Source organism: Amycolatopsis magusensis (genome assembly GCF_017875555.1).
Taxonomy (GTDB): Bacteria; Actinomycetota; Actinomycetes; order Mycobacteriales; family Pseudonocardiaceae; genus Amycolatopsis; species Amycolatopsis magusensis.
In genome coordinates this window covers 6,843,922-6,863,968 of record NZ_JAGGMS010000001.1, presented here as the reverse complement: position 1 = coordinate 6,863,968, position 20,047 = coordinate 6,843,922, and the positions used below count along the sequence as shown (strand labels likewise).

Below are 20,047 nucleotides of genomic sequence, written 5' to 3'. Positions count from 1 at the left end.
AGCGTGTCCCTGCCGAAGATCGATTCCTATCCGCTGCCCACCGCGGCCGAGCTGCCGTCCGGCCGCGTCGACTGGCGGCCCGACCCGGCCAGGGCGGCGCTGCTGGTGCACGACGCGCAGCGGTACTTCCTGGCGCCGTACGAAGGTGCGCCGATCCCGGAGATGGTCGCCAACATCGCCGCGCTGATCGCGGCGGCGCGGCAGGCGGGCGTGCCGGTGTTCTACACCGCGCAGCCGGGCCGCCAGGCCGCCGCCGACCGCGGGCTGCTGACCGAGTTCTGGGGTGACGGCATCGGCGCGGTCATCGACGACGACCCGCGGGCCGCGGACATCGTCGACGAGCTGGCCCCCGCGCCCTCGGACACCGTGCTGACCAAGTGGCGCTACAGCGCCTTCCAGCGCAGCACCTTCACCGAGCAGCTCGCCGGACTCGGCCGTGACCAGCTGCTGATCACCGGCGTGTACGCGCACATCGGCTGCCAGGCCACCGCGGTCGAGGCGTTCATGCGCGACGTCCGGCCGTTCTTCGTCGCCGACGCGGTCGCGGACTTCTCCCGCGAGTTCCACGACCAGGCGTGCGAGTACGTCGCGCAGCGCTGCGGCGTCGTCACCACCACCGCCGGCGCGCTGTCCGCGTTGTCGGCGCCGATCCCCGCTGGAGCCCGACGATGAGCACCACCGGCTTGACCGCCGAGCAGATCCGCGCCGACGTGGCCGGCCTGATCGGCTGCGACGAGGCCGAACTGACCCCCGACGCCGATCTGCTCGACCTCGGCCTCGACTCGATCCGGATCATGGGCCTGATCGAACGCTGGCGCGCGGCGGGCGTCACGGTGGAGTTCGCCGACCTGGCCGAGCAGCCGCAGCTGGGGCACTGGACGGCCGTGCTGGCCGGGGAACGCGCGTGAGCCGCGCTGAGCAGCGGCGCCGGTACCGCGAGCGGATCGCCGAGGTCCGCGCGGGCACGACCGCGGAGAAGGTGCCGTACCCGATCCGCATCCGCGAGGCCGAGGTGCTGCGCACCAGCAAGGTCGGCGCCGGGCTGATTCGCGTCACCCTCGGTGGCCCGGGGACCGCCGGGTTCGAGGCGCACTCGCCCGACGAGCACGTGAAGCTGATCTTCCCGGAGGCGGACGGCACGCTGCGGCTGCCGGAACCCGACGGCGACATGCTGCGCTGGCCCCGGCCGTCGCCGACCTCGCGTGAGTACACCGTCCGCCGCTACGACCCGGTCACCGGTGAGCTCGACCTCGACGTCGCGCTGCACGACGGCGGACTGGGCGCGGACTGGGCCCGGTCGGTGCGGCCGGGCGAGGTCGCCCACGTGGCCGGTCCGCCGGGCGGGCTGATCGTGCCGCACAACTACGACCGCTACCTGCTCGCCGGTGACCTCACCGCGCTGCCCGCCATCGCCCGGTGGCTCGAAGAACTGCCGCGCACGGCGGCGGGCTGGGCGTTCATCGAGGTCGCCGACGAGCGTGAGCAGATCGAGCTGCACCCACCGGAGGACGTCGAGGTGCACTGGCTGCACCGCGGTGGCGCACCCGCCGGGACCAGCGACGTGCTGGAGAAGGCCGTGCGCGCGGTCCGCGTGCCCGAGGGTGAACGGCTCTACGTCTGGCTGGCGGGTGAGGCTGGCGTGCTCAAGCCGCTGCGCCGCTGGGTGCGTGACGAACTGCGGCTCGACCGCGGCGACCACGACATCACCGGCTACTGGAAGCGCGGCGTCGCCGACTTCGACGACGAGCACGACCACCAGCACGAACACCAGCACGAACACCACTGATCCCCGAACTCCTTCTGCCCCACAGCAACCCCCTTCGCACACCGCAACCCCGAGGAACAACATGTCCATCGCCAGAACCTCCCGAATCGCCGGCGCGCTGGTGCTCGCCCTCGCCGTGGCCGCGGGCTGCGGCTCGGGTGGTGCCGAGGAACCCGGTGCCGCCGCGGCGGAAACCCGCGTCTTCGCCGCCGACAACGGCCAGATCACCATCCCGGTCTCGCCGAAGCGCGTGGTGGCCACCGGGTACGCGGTGCCCGCGCTGCTGGAGGCGAACGCGCCGCTGGTGGGCATCTCGACCTGGCAGCGCGGGCTCCCGCTGATGACCCCGGAGGACCGCGCGAAGTACGACGGCCTGGCGAAGGTGGCCGGTGAGCAGGCGGCCGAGACCAACTACGAGGCCATCGCCCAGGCCGAGCCGGACCTGATCGTGATCGGCGTGCCGAAGCCGGTGCTGGCCGACATCGACGTCAAGCGGCTCGAAGCCATCGCGCCGGTCGTCGCGATCGGCCCGTCGGTGCCGTCGATGTGGCGCGACCTGTCCCGCAAGCAGGCCGACGCGGCCGGCGCGCTGGCCACCTTCGACGCCACCCGCGACGAGTACCAGGCCAAGGCCGCGAAGATCGCCGAGAAGTACGCCGGGGTGCTGCCGCAGCTCAAGCTCGCCCACGTCGGCGCGTACGGCGAGGTCGCCAAGGGCAACTTCCAGCGCGAGTTCAACGGGTCCTGGGGCACCAACATCGCGCAGGACGCGGGGGCCAACTACTACGGCCAGGTCAAGGTCAAGGGCGGCGGCTCCAAGGACGTCAGCGAGTACCCGTCGATCGAGGAGCTGGCCGCGGCCTACACCGAGGCCGACGTGCTCACCTACTCGGTCGCCGCCGACGGCTCGGTGCCGCCGCCGGTCAAGTACGTGCTCGACTCGGAGCTGTGGAAGAACCTGCCCGCGGTCAAGGCGGGCAAGGCCTTCCCGCTGCGCTACACCGAGGCGGCCACCTACCGCGCGGCGATGAAGACGCTCGACGCGGTCGACGAGGCTTTCGCGCCGCTGCTGAACCCGTGACGCTCACCCTCCGCGAATCCGGCACGCGGCCGGGGCTGCTCATCGCCGCCCTGGCCGCGATGGCGGTGGTGGCGGTGCTCAGCCTCGGTGTCGGGGCCCACGGCATCGCCCCCGCAGAGGTCGTGCGGGCGCTGTTCGGCGCCGCCGACGGGACGAACCCCGACCACCTGATCGTCCGGGACGTCCGCCTGCCGCGGGCGGTGCTGGCGATCGCCGCCGGTGCCGCGCTCGGCGTGTCCGGGGCGCTGGTGCAGGCGCTGTCCCGCAACCCGCTCGCCGAGCCCGGTGTGCTCGGGGTGACCTCGGGCGCGGGCTTCTCGATCACCGTCGGCGTCGCGCTCGGGATCTCCGGTGCCGCCGGGGAACTGGGGCTCGCCGTGGTCGGCGCGCTGCTCGCCTCCGCGCTCGTGTACTCGGTGGGCAGGCACTCTCCGCTGCGCCTGGTGCTCACCGGCACCGCGCTGACCTTCGTGCTCACCGGTCTCGGGCTGGGCCTGCGGCTGCTGGACCCCGAGGTGTTCGACGTGTACCGCTTCTGGTCGATCGGCTCGCTGGCCGGTCGTGAGCAGGCGCCGCTGCTGCTCCCGCTGGTGGTCATCGGCGTGGGCGTGCTGGGCGCGCTGCTGGTGGGCAAACAGCTCAACGCCGTCGCGCTCGGCGAGGCGGTGGCCCGCACGCTCGGCGCGAACGTGGTGAAGGTCCGCTTCGCCGCGCTGGCGCTGATCACCCTGCTCGCCGGGGCGGCCACCGCGATCGCCGGGCCGATCCTGTTCGTCGGGCTGATGGTGCCGCACGTGGCCCGCCGCCTGGCCGCCGGTTCGGTGCCCTGGCTGACCGCCTTCTCCGCGGTGCTCGGCCCGATCGTGCTGCTGGTCTCCGACATGGGCTCGCGGGTGCTGCTGCCGACCGGTGAGGTGCCGGTCGCCATCGTCACCGCCTTCGTCGGCGGCCCGGTGCTGATCTGGGCGGTCCGCAGGTACGGGGCGGCGCCGCTGTGAGCGCGCTCGTCCTGCGCCGCGGGCGCGTCTCGTTCCGGGTGGACCGCCGGATCCTCGTGCTGAGCGCGGTGATGCTGCTGCTGATCGCCGGTCTCGGCCTGCTCGGACTCTGCTACGGCGCCAACTGGGCCAGCCCGGCGAAGGTGTTCGAAGCGCTGAGCGGGGCCAGGGGTGGCGCCAACGTGGTCATCCGCGACTGGCGGCTGCCGCGCGTGCTCGCCGCGGTCATCTTCGGCGCCGCGCTCGGCGTGGCCGGCGCGATCTTCCAGAACATCACCCGCAACCCGCTGGGCAGCCCCGACGTGATCGGCCTGGACGCCGGTGCCTACACCGGCGCGCTGGTGGCGATCACCGTGCTGTCCGGCTCGCCGGGGCAGCTGGCGCTCAGCTCGGTGATCGGCGGGGTGGTCACCGCGGCCGCGGTCTACCTGCTCTCGCTCGGCGGCGGGCTGTCCGGGCTGCGGCTGGTGGTCATCGGCATCGCCGTCAACGCCATGCTGACCGCGTTCAACTCGTGGATCGTCCTGCGTGCCGAACTCGAGGTCGCCATCGCCGCGGTCGGGTGGAACGCCGGTTCGCTGAACGGCGTGGGCTGGGACGACCTGCGCCTGCCGTTCGTGATCATCCTCGTGCTGCTGGTGGTACTGGCCCTGCGGGCGCAGTCGCTGCACCAGGCCTCACTCGGCAGCTCGATGGCGGTCACCACCGGCGTCGGCCTGGAACGGCTGCGCCTGCAGCTGGTGCTGATCGGCGTCGGCTGCACCGCCACGGTCACCGCGGTGGCCGGGCCGATCGCGTTCATCGCGCTGGCCGCGCCGCAGATCGGCAGGCGGCTGGCGCGCGCGCCCGGCGTCCCGCTGCTCCCGGCCGCGCTGACCGGGGCCGTGCTGCTGCTGGCCGCCGACCTGCTGGCGCAGGTGCTGCTGGCCCCGGTCGCGCTGCCCGTCGGCGTGATCAGCACCGCGATCGGCGGCTGCTACCTGATCTGGCTGCTCACCAAGGAGGTGCGGCGAGCGTGACCGCGCGCCTGACCGCGAGGGATCTGACCCTCGGCTACGGGGACCGGGTCGTGTCGACCCGGCTCTCCCTCGACGTGCCCGACGGCGCGCTGACCGCGATCGTCGGGCCCAACGCCTGCGGCAAGTCCACGCTGCTGCGGGCCTTCGTCCGGCTGCTCAAGCCCGCCGAGGGCCAGGTGCTGCTCGACGACCGCGAAGTCGGCTCGTACCCGACCAAGGCGCTCGCGCGCTCGCTCGGGTTCCTGCCGCAGGACCCGGTCGCGCCCGAGGACATCCGGGTGCGGCAGCTGGTCGCGCGCGGCCGCTTCCCGCACCAGTCGCTGTTCTCCACCTGGTCGGAAGAGGACGCCGAAGCCGTCTCGGAGGCGATGGAGGCGGCCGGGGTCACCCTGCTGGCCGACCGGCCGGTGCAGGAGCTCTCCGGCGGGCAGCGGCAGCGGGTGTGGATGGCCGTGGTGCTCGCCCAGCAGACGCCCTACCTGCTGCTCGACGAGCCCACCTCGTTCCTCGACATCGCCCACCAGTACCAGTTGCTGGCGCTGCTGGCCGACCTGCGAGACCGGGGCCGCACGGTGATCGCCGTGCTGCACGACATCAACCAGGCCTGCCGCTACGCCGATCACCTGATCGCCATGAAGGACGGCCGCGTGGTCGCCGAGGGCACCCCGCCCGACATCGTGGACGCGGCGCTGCTCAAGGAGGTCTTCGACCTGCCGAGCATCGTGGTGCCCGATCCGGTGACCGGCACGCCGATGGTGGTGCCCGCGCTCTGAGGAGTCCGCGCGGCCCGACCACCCCCGAATTCCCCCAGGAGCGCGAGTTGAGCACTGCCCACGCCGATCCCGAGACCGCCGTCCTCGAGCTGACCAGCGCCCAGCTGGGCATCTGGAACGCGCAGCGGCTGGAACCGGACTCGCCGTACTACCTGGTCGGCGACGTGGTGGAGGTGGACGGGCCGGAACCGGTCGACGCGCGGCTGATCGCCGAGGCGATCCGCCGCACCACCGAGGAAGCCGAGAGCCTGCGGCTGCGTGTCCTGGATACGCCGGACGGGCCGCGGCAGACGATCTCGGCCGAACCCGTGCCGCTGCCGGAGATCGTGGACCTGAGCGGGGAAGGCGATCCGGTCGCCGCCGCGCACGCGTTCGTCGAGGCCGAACGGCACCGGGCCGCGCGGGCGTGCCGCGAGATGACCGGGCGCCCGCTGTTCTCGCACACCGTCCTGCGGCTCGGCGACCGCCGGGTGTGGTTCACCCAGCTCGGCCACCACCTGGTGTTCGACGGCTACACCGCGGCGATGCTCGCCCGCCGCACCGGCGCGCACTACACCGCGCTGGTGCAGGGGGATCCGCCTCCGCCGCCCGCGTTCGGGCGCTTCGCCGACGTGGTGGAAGCCGACCGCGCCTACCGCGAAAGCGAGCGGGCCGAACAGGACCGGCAGTACTGGCGCGACCGCTTCACCCCGTTGCCGGACCTCGACGACGCGACCACGGCGACCGGGCTGCCGGAGCGCACGGTCACCGCACGGGCGGTGCTCCCGGCGTCCGACGTGGAGCGGTTGCGCGTGCTCGCCGAACGGGCGGGCACCACCTGGGGCGAGGCGCTGATCGCCGGTTACGCCGCGTTCCTGCACCGCGTGCTCGGCCGCACCGACGTGGTGTTCGCGATGCCGTTGATGTGCCGCACGGGTTCGGCGCTGCGGACCCCGGCCATGGCGGTGAACGTGCTGCCGCTGCGGGTCGAGGTGCGCGGTGAGGACCGCCTGGGCGAGCTGACCGCCCGGATCGCGGGCGCGCTGCGCGAGATGCGCAGGCACCAGCGCTACCGCGGGGAGAACCTGCCGCAGGACCTGGCCGTGCCGGGCGCGGGAGCGCTGCTGCACGGGCGCGGCATCAACCTCAAGGCGTTCGACCTGGCCATCGAGTTCGCCGGAGCCACCGGGGTGATGCGCAACGTCGCGGGCGGCCCGCCGGAGGACATGGGGCTGAGCGTGCTCCCACATGGCGAAGGCGGCCTGCTGCTGGGTTTCGAGGTCGACGCGCGGACCCACGACCAGGCCGGGGTGGAACGCCAGCTGACCGCGCTGCGGACGCTGCTCACCACGCTGACCGGGCCGGACGAGCCGCGGATCGGCCAGGTCGATCTGGTCGGCCCGGCCGAACGGCGGGAACTGCTCGACGCCTGGACCACCCCCGCGGTGCCCGGTGAACCGCTGGACGTCGCCGGGCTGCTGGCCGAGCTGACGACCGTCCACTCCGGACAGACCGCGCTGGTGCACGGCGACGACCGGCTGACCACCGACGAACTGGTCGCACGCGTGCACCGGCTCGCCAGGGCGTTGCGCGCCAGGGGAGTGGGCACCGACGACGTGGTCGCGCTCGCGCTGCCGCGCTCGGTGGACCTGGTGGTGGCGTTGCTGGCGGTGCTCGACGCCGGAGCCGCCTTCCTGCCGCTGGACACCGAACATCCGCCCGAGCGCCTGCGTGAGCTGATCGCCGAGTCCGGCGCTGTGCTCGTGGTGACGAAGGAGTCGTTCGACAACGCCCTGCGGCCGGACGCCCCGGAGCTGGCTTCGTTCTCCGGCGAACCGCTGTCCGTGCCGAGGCACCCCGACGACCTGGCCTACGTCATCTTCACCTCCGGCTCCACGGGACGGCCGAAGGGCGTGCTGTGCCGCGCGGGCGGCCTGGCGGAGCTGGTGCACCGGCACCGGCACACCACCGTCGCCGGCGCGGAACGGGCCGCGGGCAGGCGGCTGCGTGTCGCGCACACCTATTCGTTCGCCTTCGACTCCGCGCTGGACCAGTTGCTGTGGTTGCTGTGCGGCCACGAACTGCACCTATACGGCACCGAGGTGACCAAGGACGCCGACGAGCTGCTGGCCGCCTGCGTCCGCGACCGGATCGACGTGCTGGACACCACGCCGTCGATGGCCGCCCCGCTGGTGGACGGCGGGCTGCTGACGCGGCACCCGCTCACCCTGCTGGTGCTGGGCGGGGAGGCGACCCCGCCGGCGTTGTGGGAGCGCGTGGTCGCGTCCGGGGTCACCGCGCGCAACATGTACGGGCCCACGGAGACCACTGTGGACAGTACGAGCGCGCTGCTCACCGGTAGCGAGCCGACCATCGGTTTCCCGGTGCCCGGTACGCGGATCTACCTGCTGGACAACGCTTTGCGCCCGGTTCCGGAGGGTGCGGCCGGGGAGCTGTACGTGACCGGCCCGCACCTGGCGCGCGGGTACGCGGGCCAGCCGGGGCTCACCGCGGAACGGTTCGTCGCGGATCCACTGGGCGAACCCGGCGCCAGGATGTACCGGACAGGCGATCTCGCGCGCTGGTCTCCGGAGCGCGGGCTCGAATACCTCGGGCGGCGTGACGGTCAGCTCAAGATCCGGGGCCACCGCGTGGAACTCGGCGAGGCCGAGGCCGCGCTGGGTGCGGTGCCGGGGGTGAGCGCGGCGGCCGCGGCCGTGCACACCTCCCGGCTGATCGGGTACGTCGTGCCCGCCGCCGGTGCCACGATCACCCCGGAGCGGGTGCGCGCCACGCTCGCCGAACGCCTGCCGGACCACCTGGTGCCCGCGGTCGTCGTGGTGCTGGACGAGCTCCCGGTGACGATCAACGGCAAGCTCGACCGCGCCGCCCTGCCCGCGCCACGCGTGACGAGCAGCGGCCGCGCGCCGAGCACCGAACGCGAGCGGCTGCTGTGCGAGACCATCGCCGAGGTGGTCGGCGCGGACAGCGTCGGCGTGGACGACGACTTCTTCGCCCTCGGCGGCGACAGCATCACCGCGATCAGTGTGAGCAGCCGCCTGCGGGCCCGCGGACTGGAACTGCGACCCCGGGATCTCCTGGCACGCCGGAGTTTCGCCGCGCTGGCCGCCGCCATCGGGGACCTCGGCGGCACCCCGGAGCAGGTGCCCGACGAGCCGACCGGCCCGGTTCCCGCGCCGCCGATCGTGCGGGCGCTGCTCACCCCGCACCCGGATCTCGCCGCGGTGGCCGGTTACGCCCAGTGGACCGCGCTGCGGCTCGACGACCACCTGGACCTGTCCCGGCTGCACGACGGCCTGCGCACGGTCCTCGACCACCACGACGCGCTGCGCCTGAAGGTGGAGCCGGGTGGCCGGCTGGTCGTGCGCCCCCGCGGCAGCGCGTCGCCGCTCGTGGCCGAACTCGACGGACCGGCCGAGGTCGCCGAGGTGGCCGCGGAACTGGCCGCCGCGCTCGATCCCGAGGCGGGCGAACTGGTGCGCCTGGCCCTGATCCGCGCCGGCGCCGGCGAGCCGGACCGGCTGGTCGTCGTGGTGCACCACCTCGTGATGGACGGCGTGTCCTGGCGGGTGCTGCTGCCCGACCTGCACGCGGCCTGCACCGGCGGCACGCTCGAACCGGTGGGCACGTCCTGGCGGCGGCACGCGCTGCTGCTCGCCGAAGAGGGCGAAACCGGCGCCCGCCGGGGCGAACTGGACCACTGGCGCGACACGTTCGACGACTTCCGGCTCGGCGCGCGCCCGCTCGACAAGGCGGTCGACACCGCCGCCACCGCCGAGCGGTCGACCACGATCGCCTCGCCGGAGGTCACCGAAGCGGTGCTGACCACGCTGCCCGCCGCCTACCGCGCGGGCGTGGACGAAGTGCTGCTCACCGCGCTCGTGCTGGCACTGCGGTCGTGGCGCGAGACCGGCTCGGTCACCGTCACCGTGGAGGGCCACGGCCGCGAGCAGGCCGGGACCGACCTCGCCCGCACGGTCGGCTGGTTCACCAGCGAGTACCCGCTGCGCCTGCCCGCCGCCGGTGACCCGGCCGCCCTGCTGCGCGCGGTCAAGGAGGCCAAGCGCGCGGTGCCCGGCGGCGGTACCGGCTACGGCGTGCTGCGTCACCTCGACCCGCTCACCCGCGAGGAGTTCGGCGCGACCCCGCCGCCGGACGTGCTGCTCAACTACCTCGGCCGGTTCTCGGCGCAGTCGGGCACGGGCTGGCGCCTGCCCGAGCAGGACGCGTTCTCGGTGGTCGAACCACCGGCGAAGGCACTGGAACAGGTGCTCGCGCTCAACTGCTTCGTGCACGAAGGCGACAAGCCCCGGTTGGCCGTCGAATGGACGGCCGCGAGCCGGGTACTGCCGCGCGCGACCGTGGCCGAATTGCAGCGGGCCTGGGAAGCCGCCCTGGTGACGCTGGTCGCGCACGCCGGGCGCGGCGGGCTCACCCCGTCGGACCTGCCCTACGTCCAGCTCGACCAGTCCGCCATCGACGCGCTGGAGCGCCGGGGCCCGGTCGCCGACGTGCTGCCCGCGACCTCGCTGCAAGCCGGGCTTTCCTTCCACACGCTGGTCCGCGGCGAGCAGGACACCGATGTCTACGTCGTGCAGGCGAAAACCCTGCTCGAAGGCGAACTGGACCCGGAGCGGATGCGGGCCGCCGCCGCGGAACTCCTGCGCCGCCACCCCGCGCTGCGCGTCCACCTGCACACCACGGCCGCCGGTGAGGTCGTCCAGGTGGTGCCCGCCGGAGTCAGCCTGGACTGGCGGCACGAAGACCTCTCGGCGCGGGCCGACCGCGAGGACCTGCTCGCCGCGCACTGCCGGGCCGAGCTGGAGCGCCCGTTCGACCCGAACGAGCCACCGCTGATCCGGTTCCTGTTGTGCACCATGGGGTCCGGGGTCCACCGCCTGGTCATCACCAACCACCACGCGCTGCTCGACGGCTGGTCGATGCCGCTGGTCGGGCGCACCCTGCTGGCCACCTACGCCGAACTCGGCGGCGGCCCGGCCGCGCCCGTCGCGCCTTCGCTCGCCGAGTACCACCGCTGGCTGGCCTCGCGCGACCAGGACGTGGCGCTGGCGACCTGGCGGGACGCACTGTCCGGAGTGGACGAAGGTACGCACCTCGCCCCGGCCGGTGCCGAGTCCACTGTGGATCGCCCGGAGCGGGTGCGGATCGGGCTGGGCGAGGAGTTCAGCGAACGGCTGCGGGCGTTCGCGCGGGCCAGGGGCGTCACGCCGACCACGGTGTTCCAGGCGGCCTGGGGGGTGCTGCTGGGCAAGCTCACCGGACGGCACGACGTGCTCTTCGGCTGCCCGGTCTCCGGGCGTCCCGCCGAGGTCGACGGGGTGGAGACCACCATCGGCCAGCTGGGCACCACGATCCCGGTGCGCGTCCGGTTCGAGCCGGGCGAAACCGCGGCCGGGCTGCTCGCCAGGGTGCACGAGGACAGCGTCCGGCTCGCCGAGCACCACCACGCCGGGCTGCCGGACATCCAGCGCGCGGCCGGGATCGGCGAACTGTTCGACACCATGCTGGTGATGGAGAACTTCCCGCTCTCCAGCCGGAACCGCGCCACCCTGGCGCCCGGGCTGGACCTGGTGGGCGTGGACATCACCGACGCGACGCACTACCCGCTGACCGTCATCGTGATCCCCGAAACCGAGATCGTGCTCGGCCTCGGTTACCAGCCGCACGCCTTCGACGAGGCGACCGTGCGGTCCTACGGCCGCTGGCTGCGGAACCTGCTGCACGAGATCGTCGGCGACCCGGACCGGCCGGTGGGGCGGCTGCGGGCGCTCGACGCCGAGGAACACGACCGCATGCTGCGGCTCGGCGAAGGCGACGCGCCCCGGCGTGCCCGCGGCGGCTGCCTCGAGGAGTTCGGCGTGTGGGTGGACCGCACCCCGGACGCGGAAGCGGTGGTCTGCCGCGGCAGGAGCCTGTCCTACCGCGAACTGGACCGCCGGGCGAACCAGCTCGCGCACGCCCTGCTCGACCGCGGGGTGCGCCCGCAGGACCCGGTCGCCGTGCTGCTCGACCGCGACGTCGAGATGGTGGTCGCGTTGTTCGGCGTGCTCAAGGCGGGCGCGGTGTACGTGCCGATGGACCCGGACTACCCGGCGGAACGGCTGGCGTACATGCTCGGCGACATCACCCCGGCGGCGATGGTCTCCACCGACGAGCACGCCTTCGGCGACCTGCCGGTGGTGGACCCGGCGGCGATCGGACCGTCCACTTGGGACGAAGACCCGGCGCACGCGCGCGCGGACCAGACGCCGGACTCGATCGCCTACGTCATCTACACCTCCGGCACCACCGGGAAGCCGAAGGGCGTGGCGGTCCCGCACCGCGGCGTGCCGAGCCTGGTGGCGCTGCAGGAGGACGTCGTCGGCATCAACACCGAGATCGGGGCGCAGGAGCGGTACCTGCACTTCGCCTCGACCAGTTTCGACGTGGCGTTCTGGCAGTTCATGCTGCCGCTGCTCTCCGGCGGCACCTCGGTGATCGCGCCCGCCGAAGTGCGTGTGCCCGGGGACGAGCTGCTGGACTACATCGTCGAGCACCGCGTGACCGGGGTGAACCTGCTGCCGTCGTTCCTGGCCGCCATGCCGGACGACCGGACGGTCGACCCGGACGTGTTCTTCGTGGTCGGCGCCGAACGCCTCGACCCGGAACTGGCGCGGCGCTGGGGTGACCGGCGGGCGCTGTTCAACGCCTACGGGCCCACCGAGGTGACGATCAACTCGGTCACCTGGCACTACGACCGCGACGACCCCGGCCCGCTGCCGATCGGCCGCCCGGATCCCGAGGTGCGGGCCTACGTGCTCGACAGCGGCCTCCAGCCGGTCGGCGTCGGGGTCACCGGCGAGCTGTACCTGGCCGGTCCGAAGCTCGCACGCGGGTACGTGAACCGTCCCGGCCTGACCGCGGAACGGTTCCTGGCGGATCCGTACGGCCCCCCGGGCGAACGCATGTATCGGACCGGGGATCTGGTGCGGTGGCGGCCGGACGGCAATCTGGTGTTCCTCGGCCGCGCCGATCACCAGGTGAAGATCCGCGGTTTCCGGATCGAGCTGGGCGAGATCGAGACCGCGTTGTCCAGGCACCCGCAGGTCCGCGCGTGCGCGGTGATCGTCCGCGAAGGGCGGCTCGTCGGCTATGTCATCCCCGCCGATGGTGCTCAGCCCGATCCGGCCGAAGTGCGCGAGTTCCTGGGCGCGGAACTGCCCGAGCACATGGTGCCCGCGGCGCTGGTGACCCTGGACCGCCTGCCGCTCGGCCCCAGCGGGAAGCTCGACCGGGCCGCGCTGCCCGCCCCCGAAGCCAGGGCGGTCACGCCCGCGCGGGAACCGGCCACCGAGGCGGAATCGGTGCTGCTGCGTGTGTTCCGCGAGGTGCTGGGTACCGACGAGGTCAACCTGGACGACGCGTTCCTCGACGTCGGCGGCGACAGCATCGTGTCGCTGCGCGTGGTTTCGCGGGCCCGGCGCGAGGGTTTGACGCTGACCGCCCGCGATGTCTTCGAGGGCCGGACGGTCGCCGGGATCGCCGCCCGCTGCGGTGGTTCCGCCGGGAAACCCGCCGAGGCACCGGCTGTCGGTGACGCGCCGCTGACGCCGATCATGCGTGACCTGCTGCGCCGGAGCCCCGAGTCCGCCGACGGGTTCTGCCAGTGGGTCGAGGTGTGCGTGCCCGCCGGTGGCGATGTGGCGAGCTGGCAGGGCATCTTCGACGCCGTGCTCGCCCGGCACGACGTACTCCGCGCGCACCTGGTCGAGGACGCCTTGCGCATCCCCGAAGCCGGCGCGGTCACCGGAGCCGACGTGCTCGAACACGTGCGGGCGGGGGAGTCCGGCGACCTGCGTGCGCTGACCGACACGCACATCGCCGAAGCCAGGGCCCGGATGGACCTGCGGACCGGGCCGCTGCTGCGGGCGATCTGGATCGACGCGGGACCCGGGCGCCTCGGCAGGCTCGCCCTGGTCGCGCACCACATCGTGGTCGACGCGGTGTCGTGGCGCATCCTGCTCGACGACCTCGAGCACCTGCACCGCACCGGCGGGCCGCTCGCCCGGCACGGGCAATCGTTCCTGGGCTGGGCAAAGGAACTGCGGGGCGCGGACCGCCGTGCGGAACTGCCGCACTGGCGGGAAGTCACCGAAGTCCCGGCCAAGCCGCTGGCGAAAAAGTCGCTGGATCCGGCGAGGGACACCGCCGCCACGGCCGTCCACCGGTTGCTCCAGCTCGATCCGGAAACCACGCGGGCCGTGCTCACCACGTTGCCTTCGGCGTACCGGACGACCCCGGACACGGTGCTGCTGACCGCGCTCGCCGAAGCGGTCGGCGCGTGGCGCGGTGGCGCGCCGGAGGTGGTCGTCGCGCTGGAAAGCCACGGCCGCGCCGGTACGGGTGACCTGTCGCAGACGGTCGGCTGGTTCACCGCCGTGCACCCGGCGCGGATCACGCTGCCCGACGGCGACACCGCGCGGGCGCTGAAGTCGGTGAAGGAACACCTGCGGGCCGCGGGGGACGGCCTCGGCTACGGCATCCTGCGTGACGAACTGCCCGCGGCCGACCCGGAGATCAGCTGGAACTACCTCGGCCGGTTCCCGGACCGGGCCGAGGGCGTGTGGCAGGCGCCGCCGGACGCCGATCCGCTCGGCTCCGGGGGCGGCGACGACCTGCCGCTGCCGTACGCGCTGATGATCAACGCGCTCGCCCGCGACGAAGCACTGGGCATCCGCTTCACCTGGCCGTCGGCGTTGTTCACCGAAGCCGAGATCGCGGACCTCGCCGAGCACCTGCGCCAGGCGGTGGAACGGATCGCGGGCGACCCGCGGGTCCGCGCCGGCGCCGGGCTGACCCCGTCCGACCTGCCGCTGGTCGAACTGGACCAGCCCGCCATCGACGCGCTCGAAGCGGAGCACGCGGTGGCCGACGTGCTGCCACTGACCCCGATGCAGCGGGTGATGCGAGACGAGGCAGCCACCTATCCGGTGCAGGCGGCGTTCTCGCTGTCCGGGCCGCTCGACGTGGACGCGCTGCGGGCCGCCGGGGCGGAACTGCTGCGGCGGCACCCGAACCTGGGCGCGGTGTTCCCGCCCGGACTGGACGTGCAGGTGCTCCCGGCCGATCCGCGGCCGGGGTTCCGCGTGCTCGATGTGTCCTCTTCGGACAGTGTGGCCTCGTTGCTGGACGCCGAGCTGGCCGAGCCGTTCGACCTGGCGGCGGGGCCACCGCTGCGGCTGACCGTGCTCCGGCACGGCCCTCGGCGCCACGAGTTCGTGCTGACCAGCCACCACGTGCTCTCCGACGGCTGGTCCGCGCCGCGCATCCTGACCGAGCTGTTCGCCCTGTACGGCGGGGCTTCGCTGCCGGAGCCCGTGCCGTTCGCCCGGTACCTCGAGTGGCGGGCCAACCGCGACGAGGCGGCGGAACTGCGGGTGTGGCGTGCCGAACTCGACGGCCTGCCCGAGGGCGACTACCTCGTGCACGGGCGGCCCGACACCCGGGGCGCCGCCGAACCCGCGTTGTTCGAGGTCGACGCCTCCGTGGTCGAGGAGCTGACGAAGGCGGGCGCGCAGCGCGGGCTCACCGCCAACACGCTGCTGCAAGGTGCCTGGGCCGCGGTGCTGGCGAACCGTTCCGGCCGCCGTGACGTCTGCTTCGGCGCGATGGTCTCTGGGCGCACCGCCGAGGTGGCGGGCGTGGAGGAGATCATCGGGCTGTTGGCCGGGACGGTGCCGGTGCGCGCCCGCTGGCAGGGCAAGGTCGCCGACGCGCTGGCCGACCTCCAGGCCCGCCAGCAGGCGATGGTCGAGCACCACTACGCCGGTCTTCCCGAACTGGAGCGGCTGACCGGGCGCACGCGGTTGTTCGACAGCCTCGTGGTCTTCGAGAACTACCCGGTCGATCCGGCGAAGCTGGCCGAACCCGCGCCGGGCCTGAGCGTCACCGGCACGCGGTTCCGCGAGCGGACGCACCACCCGGTCACGCTGACCGTGGTGCCCGCGGACGGCGGCTGGACCGGCGTGCTCGGCTGCCAGGCGGGGATGTTCGAAGCGGACGAGGTCGCGGACCTGGCGGCGGAACTCGTGCGCGTGCTGCGTGCGCTGCCCGGCCGGTTCGACGCCGACGTGGCGGAGCTGTGGTGAGCACGACGGATTCCCGGCCGGAGGTCGGCGCGGCCCTGTGGCGGACCGCCTTCGTGCTCGTGCTGGGCACGTTCATGGCGACGCTGGACAGCACCATCGTCTCGGTGGGTGTCTCGACGCTGGCCGAGGAGTTCGGCGCGCCGGTCACCGATATCCAGTGGGTCAGCACGGCGTACTTGCTCGCGGTGGTCGCCGCGGTGCCCGCGTCGGGCTGGCTGGCCGACCGGTTCGGCGGCCGCCGGACCTGGCTGCTCGCGGTGGCCGGGTTCCTGCTCGGCTCCCTGCTGTGCGCGCTGGCGTGGTCGCTGCCGAGCCTGATCGCCTTCCGCGTGCTGCAAGGGCTCGCGGGCGGACTGCTGCCGCCGACCGGGCAGGCGCTGCTCGCCCGCGCCGCCGGGCGCGAGCGCATCGGGCGCGTGATCAGCATCGTCGGCGTGGTCCCGCTGCTGTCGCCGGTGCTCGGCCCGCTGCTCGGCGGCTCGATCCTGGGCATCGCGGACTGGCCGTGGCTGTTCTACGTCAACCTGCCGATCGGGCTGGTGGCGATCGTGCTCGCCCGGCGGTTCGTGCCGGCGGCCCCGCCCGCGGGGGAGCGGGTCCCGTTCGACTTCCGCGGTGCCGCGCTGCTCTCGCCCGGCCTGGCCGTGCTGGTGTTCGGGCTGACCGGCATCGGGCACGAGCAGGCGGTGCCGACAGTGGTGGCGGTGCTCGCGGTGGCCGCCGGGGCGCTGATGCTCGCGGGCTTCGTCCTGCACGGGCTGCGCACCAGCCGCGTCCCGCTGATCGACCCGCGCCTGTTCACCCGGCCGCCGTTCGGCGTCGCGGCGCTGGCGCTGGTGGTGCTGGGCGCTTCGGTGTTCGGCACGATGTTCCTGCTCCCGCTGTACCTGCAGACCGGTGAAGGGCTCTCGGCCTGGGAAACCGGGCTGCTGCTCGCCCCGCAGGGCGCCGGCGCGCTGGCCGGTTCGCTGCTGGTGAACCGGCTGGTCGACGCGGTCGCGCCACGCACGCTGGTGCTCACCGGTATCGCGCTGGTCGCCGCGGGCACCGCCGCGTTCACCCAGCTCGGCCCGGGCCTGCCGGACTTCGTGATCGCGCTTTCCCTGCTGGTGCGCGGTTTCGGCGCGGCGATGATCGGCGCGCCGGTGATGACCCTGGTCTACCGCCGGATCGCCCCGGCCCACCTGCCCCGCGCGGCCGGGGCGCTCAACCTGCTCAACACCGTCGGCGGCTCGATCGGCACCGCGGCACTGGCCGTGGTGTTGCAGCACCGCCTGACGGCCCGCGGAACCGATCTCCCGGCGGCCTTCGCCGACACCTTCTGGTGGGTGCTCGCCCTGGCGCTGGTCGCCGCGGCCGGTGCCCTCCGCCTTCCCCGAAAGAAGGATGCCCAGGATGCCTGATCAGGACACCCTGCCCACACCCGCCGAAGTCACCGGTGCCCGCCCGCTCTCCCAGGCGGTCGCCCGGCACCGCGCCACCATCGACGCCGTGCTCGCCCGGCGCGATCCGCGCCTGCTGGTGGTGGCCGGACCGTGCTCGGTGCACGACCCGGCGGCCGCGCTCGACTACGCCCGGCTGCTCGCCGGTGCCGCGGAACGGTTCTCCGACGATCTGGTCATCGTCCTGCGCGCCTACCTGGAAAAGCCGCGCACGGTGTCGGGCTGGACCGGGCTGCTGCCCGACCCGACCCTGGACGGCAAGGGCGACATCGGCACCGGCATCCGCCTCGGCCGCTCGTTCCTGCTCGACGCGGCGGGCACCGGGCTGCCGCTGGCCTACGAGTTCGTCGACCCGCTGCTCGCGCACTACGTCGCCGACCTGGTCAGCTGGGCCGCGGTCGGCGCGCGCACGGTGGCCAGCCAGCCCCACCGGCACCTGGCCTCGTGGCTGCCGATGCCGGTCGGGATGAAGAACTGCGTCTCCGGGCGGCTCGACACCGCCGTGCAGGCGATCCGCGCCGCCGGGCTGCCGCACACCTTCCCCGGTGTCGCGGCGGACGGGCGGCTGACCACCCTGCGCAGCGCCGGGAATCCCGCCGCGCACCTGGTGCTGCGGGGTGGCCCGGTGCCCAACTACGACGCCGCGAGCGTGGCCGCCGCACTGTCCACTTTGCACGAAGCGGGCCTGCCGCCGCGCGTGGTGGTCGACGCTTCGCACGGCAACAGCGGCAAGGACCACCACCGCCAGCCCGCGGTCGCCGTCGACCTGGCCACCCAGATCGCCGACGGCAACAACGCGCTGGCGGGCGTGATGCTCGAGTCCTACCTGTCCGACGGCAACCAGCCCGCCACCGGCGGGCGGCTGCGGCCGGACCTCAGCGTCACCGACCCCTGCCTGAGCTGGGACCGCACGCTGCCGCTGCTGGAAACCCTGGCCACCGCCGTGCGACGGCGGCGCCAGGGCTCCTAGTCCTTCAGGGGATCACCAGCGCAGGCCGTGCCCGAACGGGTACAGGATCTTCGCCGGGTCGTCCGCGGCCGGGAGGTCGACCGGCAGCTTGCCGGTCGGCGAGAGCTTGCCCCGCAGGACCCCGGCCAGCGTCGACATGGACACGTCGCGCCAGTCGTAGGTGGCCACCCAGGTCGCGGCGTCGGCGAAGGCGGGGTCGTACGGCTCCTGGATGGACACCGCGACCACCGGTTTCCCGGTCGCCTGGATGCTCTTGAGCAGCGAGACCTGCGCCGGGCTCGTCCGCAGGCCGTTGGCGAGCACGACCACGGTGTCCGCGCCCTTCGTCGCGGCGACCGCCTTGTCGACGTCCGCCTGGGCCGGGTTCTCGCCGGTGGGCACCGCGGTGCCGTGGAGCGCACCGGCCAGCGAGGTGACCGGATCCGCCGGGTAGCCCGGGAAGTCCGCCTTGGTCCAGCCGGTGACCAGCACCTTGCCCGGCTTCTTCAGCGGCAGCAGCCCGGCGTCGTCGCGCAGGACCGTGGTGGTCTTGGCGGAGATCTTCGCGATGGTGTCGCGGTGGGCCTTGCTGCCGACGATCTTGCCGACGGCCCGCTCGTCGACCAGCGGCTTGGCGAGGATGCCGCGCTTGAACTTCAGCTTGAGGATCCGCAACACGCTCTGGTCGATGCGGTCCTCGGTGAGCCTGCCGCTGTGCACCGCGTCCGACACGCCCTTGACCGCGGCGCCGAAGTCCGGCGGCAGCAGCATCTGGTCCACGCCCGCCTCGATGGCGAGCACGGGTGCCTCCGCGTCGGGGTACAGCTTGCGGATCGCGTCCATCCGCAGCGCGTCGGTGACGACCACGCCGTTGTAGCCCAGTTCCTCACGCAGGAGCCCGGTCATGATCGGCTTGGACAGCGTCGCCGGTGCGCCCGACGGGTCGAGGCTGGGCATCGCGATGTGCGCGCTCATGATCGAGTCCGCGCCCTCGGCGATGGCGGCCTGGAACGGCGGCAGGTCGATCTCGCGCCAGTCGGCCTCGGTGCGGTTGATGATCGGCAGCCCGGTGTGGCTGTCGGTGGCCGCGTCCCCGTGGCCGGGGAAGTGCTTGGCCGAGGTGGAGACGGTCTCGGTACGCCTGCCCGCGTCCTGGTAGCCGTGGACCTCGGCGGCCACCAGTTCGCTGCTCAGCCCCGGCCGCGAGGAGAACGACCGGGTGCCGATCACCGGGTTGAGCGGGTTGGAGTTCACGTCCGCCACCGGGGCGAAGTTCTGGTTGATCCCCATCGCCCGCAGCTCACGGCCGTTGATCTGGGCGAGCTTCTTCGCGTCCTCGGCGGAGCGGCCCGCGCCGAGCGCCATGCTGCTGGGGTATTCGGTGGCCGGCGCGCTGATCCTGGTGGTCTGCCCGCCTTCCTGGTCGATCGAGACGATCAGCGGGACGTGCGCGCCCGACGAAAGCGCCGCACGCTGCAGGCCGTTCGAGAGCCGGGCCAGCTGCGCGGGACCGTCGACGTTGTCCGCGTCGTCGTTGTTGAAGTAGATGACCCCGCCGACGTGGTGCTTGCGCACGACCTCCGCGGGCGTGGCGACGCCGTACATCTCCTGGTTGTTCTCGTTGGCCTCGCCCGCCGACTTGCCGTAGACGGAGACCACGAACAACTGGCCGATCTTCTGCTCCAGCGACATGCCGCGCAGCGCGCTTTCCGCGCTGACACCGGCTTCCGACGCGAGGGCCGGAACCGCGAGCAGGGTGGCGCCCAGCAGGCCGGCGCACGACGCCGCGAACGCCCGCCTGGTGGTGGAACGACTCCCCGGATGCCCTTCAGGCACGTTGACCTCTTCCTTTTCGGCCGAGGGCAGGCCGGA

The 20,047-nt window shown here is 73.4% G+C and carries 11 protein-coding genes; 10 read left to right on the top strand and 1 reads right to left on the bottom strand.

Annotated features, from left to right (window positions below; genetic code table 11):
- The first annotated feature begins 3 nt into the window (after window positions 1-3).
- From JOM49_RS30470 to JOM49_RS30425, 10 genes are all read left to right on the top strand, one after another.
- The gene (locus tag JOM49_RS30470; protein ID WP_209667623.1) at window positions 4-672 is read left to right on the top strand and encodes an isochorismatase family protein; all 669 of its coding nucleotides are present in this window, start codon (window positions 4-6) and stop codon (window positions 670-672) included.
- Window positions 669-908 (top strand): phosphopantetheine-binding protein, encoded by a 240-nt coding sequence (locus JOM49_RS30465; protein WP_209667622.1) that lies wholly within the window; start codon window positions 669-671, stop codon window positions 906-908. Before JOM49_RS30470 ends, JOM49_RS30465 begins: the two co-directional genes overlap by 4 nt.
- Window positions 905-1,786 carry a siderophore-interacting protein gene (locus tag JOM49_RS30460; protein ID WP_209667621.1) on the top strand — a complete coding sequence of 294 codons (882 nt, stop codon included), beginning with the start codon at window positions 905-907 and terminating at the stop codon, window positions 1,784-1,786. The genes JOM49_RS30465 and JOM49_RS30460 overlap by 4 nt, the downstream gene beginning before the upstream one ends.
- 61 nt (window positions 1,787-1,847) lie before the next feature.
- Window positions 1,848-2,846 carry an ABC transporter substrate-binding protein gene (locus JOM49_RS30455; RefSeq protein WP_209667620.1) on the top strand — a complete coding sequence of 333 codons (999 nt, stop codon included), beginning with the start codon at window positions 1,848-1,850 and terminating at the stop codon, window positions 2,844-2,846.
- 59 nt (window positions 2,847-2,905) lie between these two features.
- Window positions 2,906-3,844, top strand: coding sequence for a FecCD family ABC transporter permease (locus JOM49_RS30450; protein ID WP_209671779.1), 939 nt, complete (start codon window positions 2,906-2,908; stop codon window positions 3,842-3,844).
- A complete protein-coding gene (locus JOM49_RS30445; RefSeq protein ID WP_209667619.1) occupies window positions 3,841-4,863 on the top strand; it encodes a FecCD family ABC transporter permease in 1,023 nt (340 codons plus the stop codon). Before JOM49_RS30450 ends, JOM49_RS30445 begins: the two co-directional genes overlap by 4 nt.
- Window positions 4,860-5,636: an ABC transporter ATP-binding protein gene (locus JOM49_RS30440; RefSeq protein WP_209667618.1), complete on the top strand. Its 777-nt coding sequence runs from the start codon at window positions 4,860-4,862 to the stop codon at window positions 5,634-5,636. Before JOM49_RS30445 ends, JOM49_RS30440 begins: the two co-directional genes overlap by 4 nt.
- Window positions 5,637-5,683: 47 nt before the next feature.
- Complete coding sequence (locus tag JOM49_RS30435; protein ID WP_209667617.1) at window positions 5,684-15,784, top strand: non-ribosomal peptide synthetase; 10,101 nt, start codon at window positions 5,684-5,686, stop codon at window positions 15,782-15,784.
- Window positions 15,781-17,187 carry a DHA2 family efflux MFS transporter permease subunit gene (locus tag JOM49_RS30430; protein WP_209667616.1) on the top strand — a complete coding sequence of 469 codons (1,407 nt, stop codon included), beginning with the start codon at window positions 15,781-15,783 and terminating at the stop codon, window positions 17,185-17,187. The genes JOM49_RS30435 and JOM49_RS30430 overlap by 4 nt, the downstream gene beginning before the upstream one ends.
- Window positions 17,180-18,196 (top strand): 3-deoxy-7-phosphoheptulonate synthase, encoded by a 1,017-nt coding sequence (locus JOM49_RS30425; RefSeq protein WP_209667615.1) that lies wholly within the window; start codon window positions 17,180-17,182, stop codon window positions 18,194-18,196. Before JOM49_RS30430 ends, JOM49_RS30425 begins: the two co-directional genes overlap by 8 nt.
- Window positions 18,197-18,208: 12 nt before the next feature.
- On the opposite strand, the gene JOM49_RS30420 is transcribed toward JOM49_RS30425, so the two are convergent.
- A complete protein-coding gene (locus JOM49_RS30420) occupies window positions 18,209-20,011 on the bottom strand; it encodes a glycoside hydrolase family 3 protein (protein ID WP_372444111.1) in 1,803 nt (600 codons plus the stop codon).
- Window positions 20,012-20,047 lie beyond the last annotated feature (36 nt).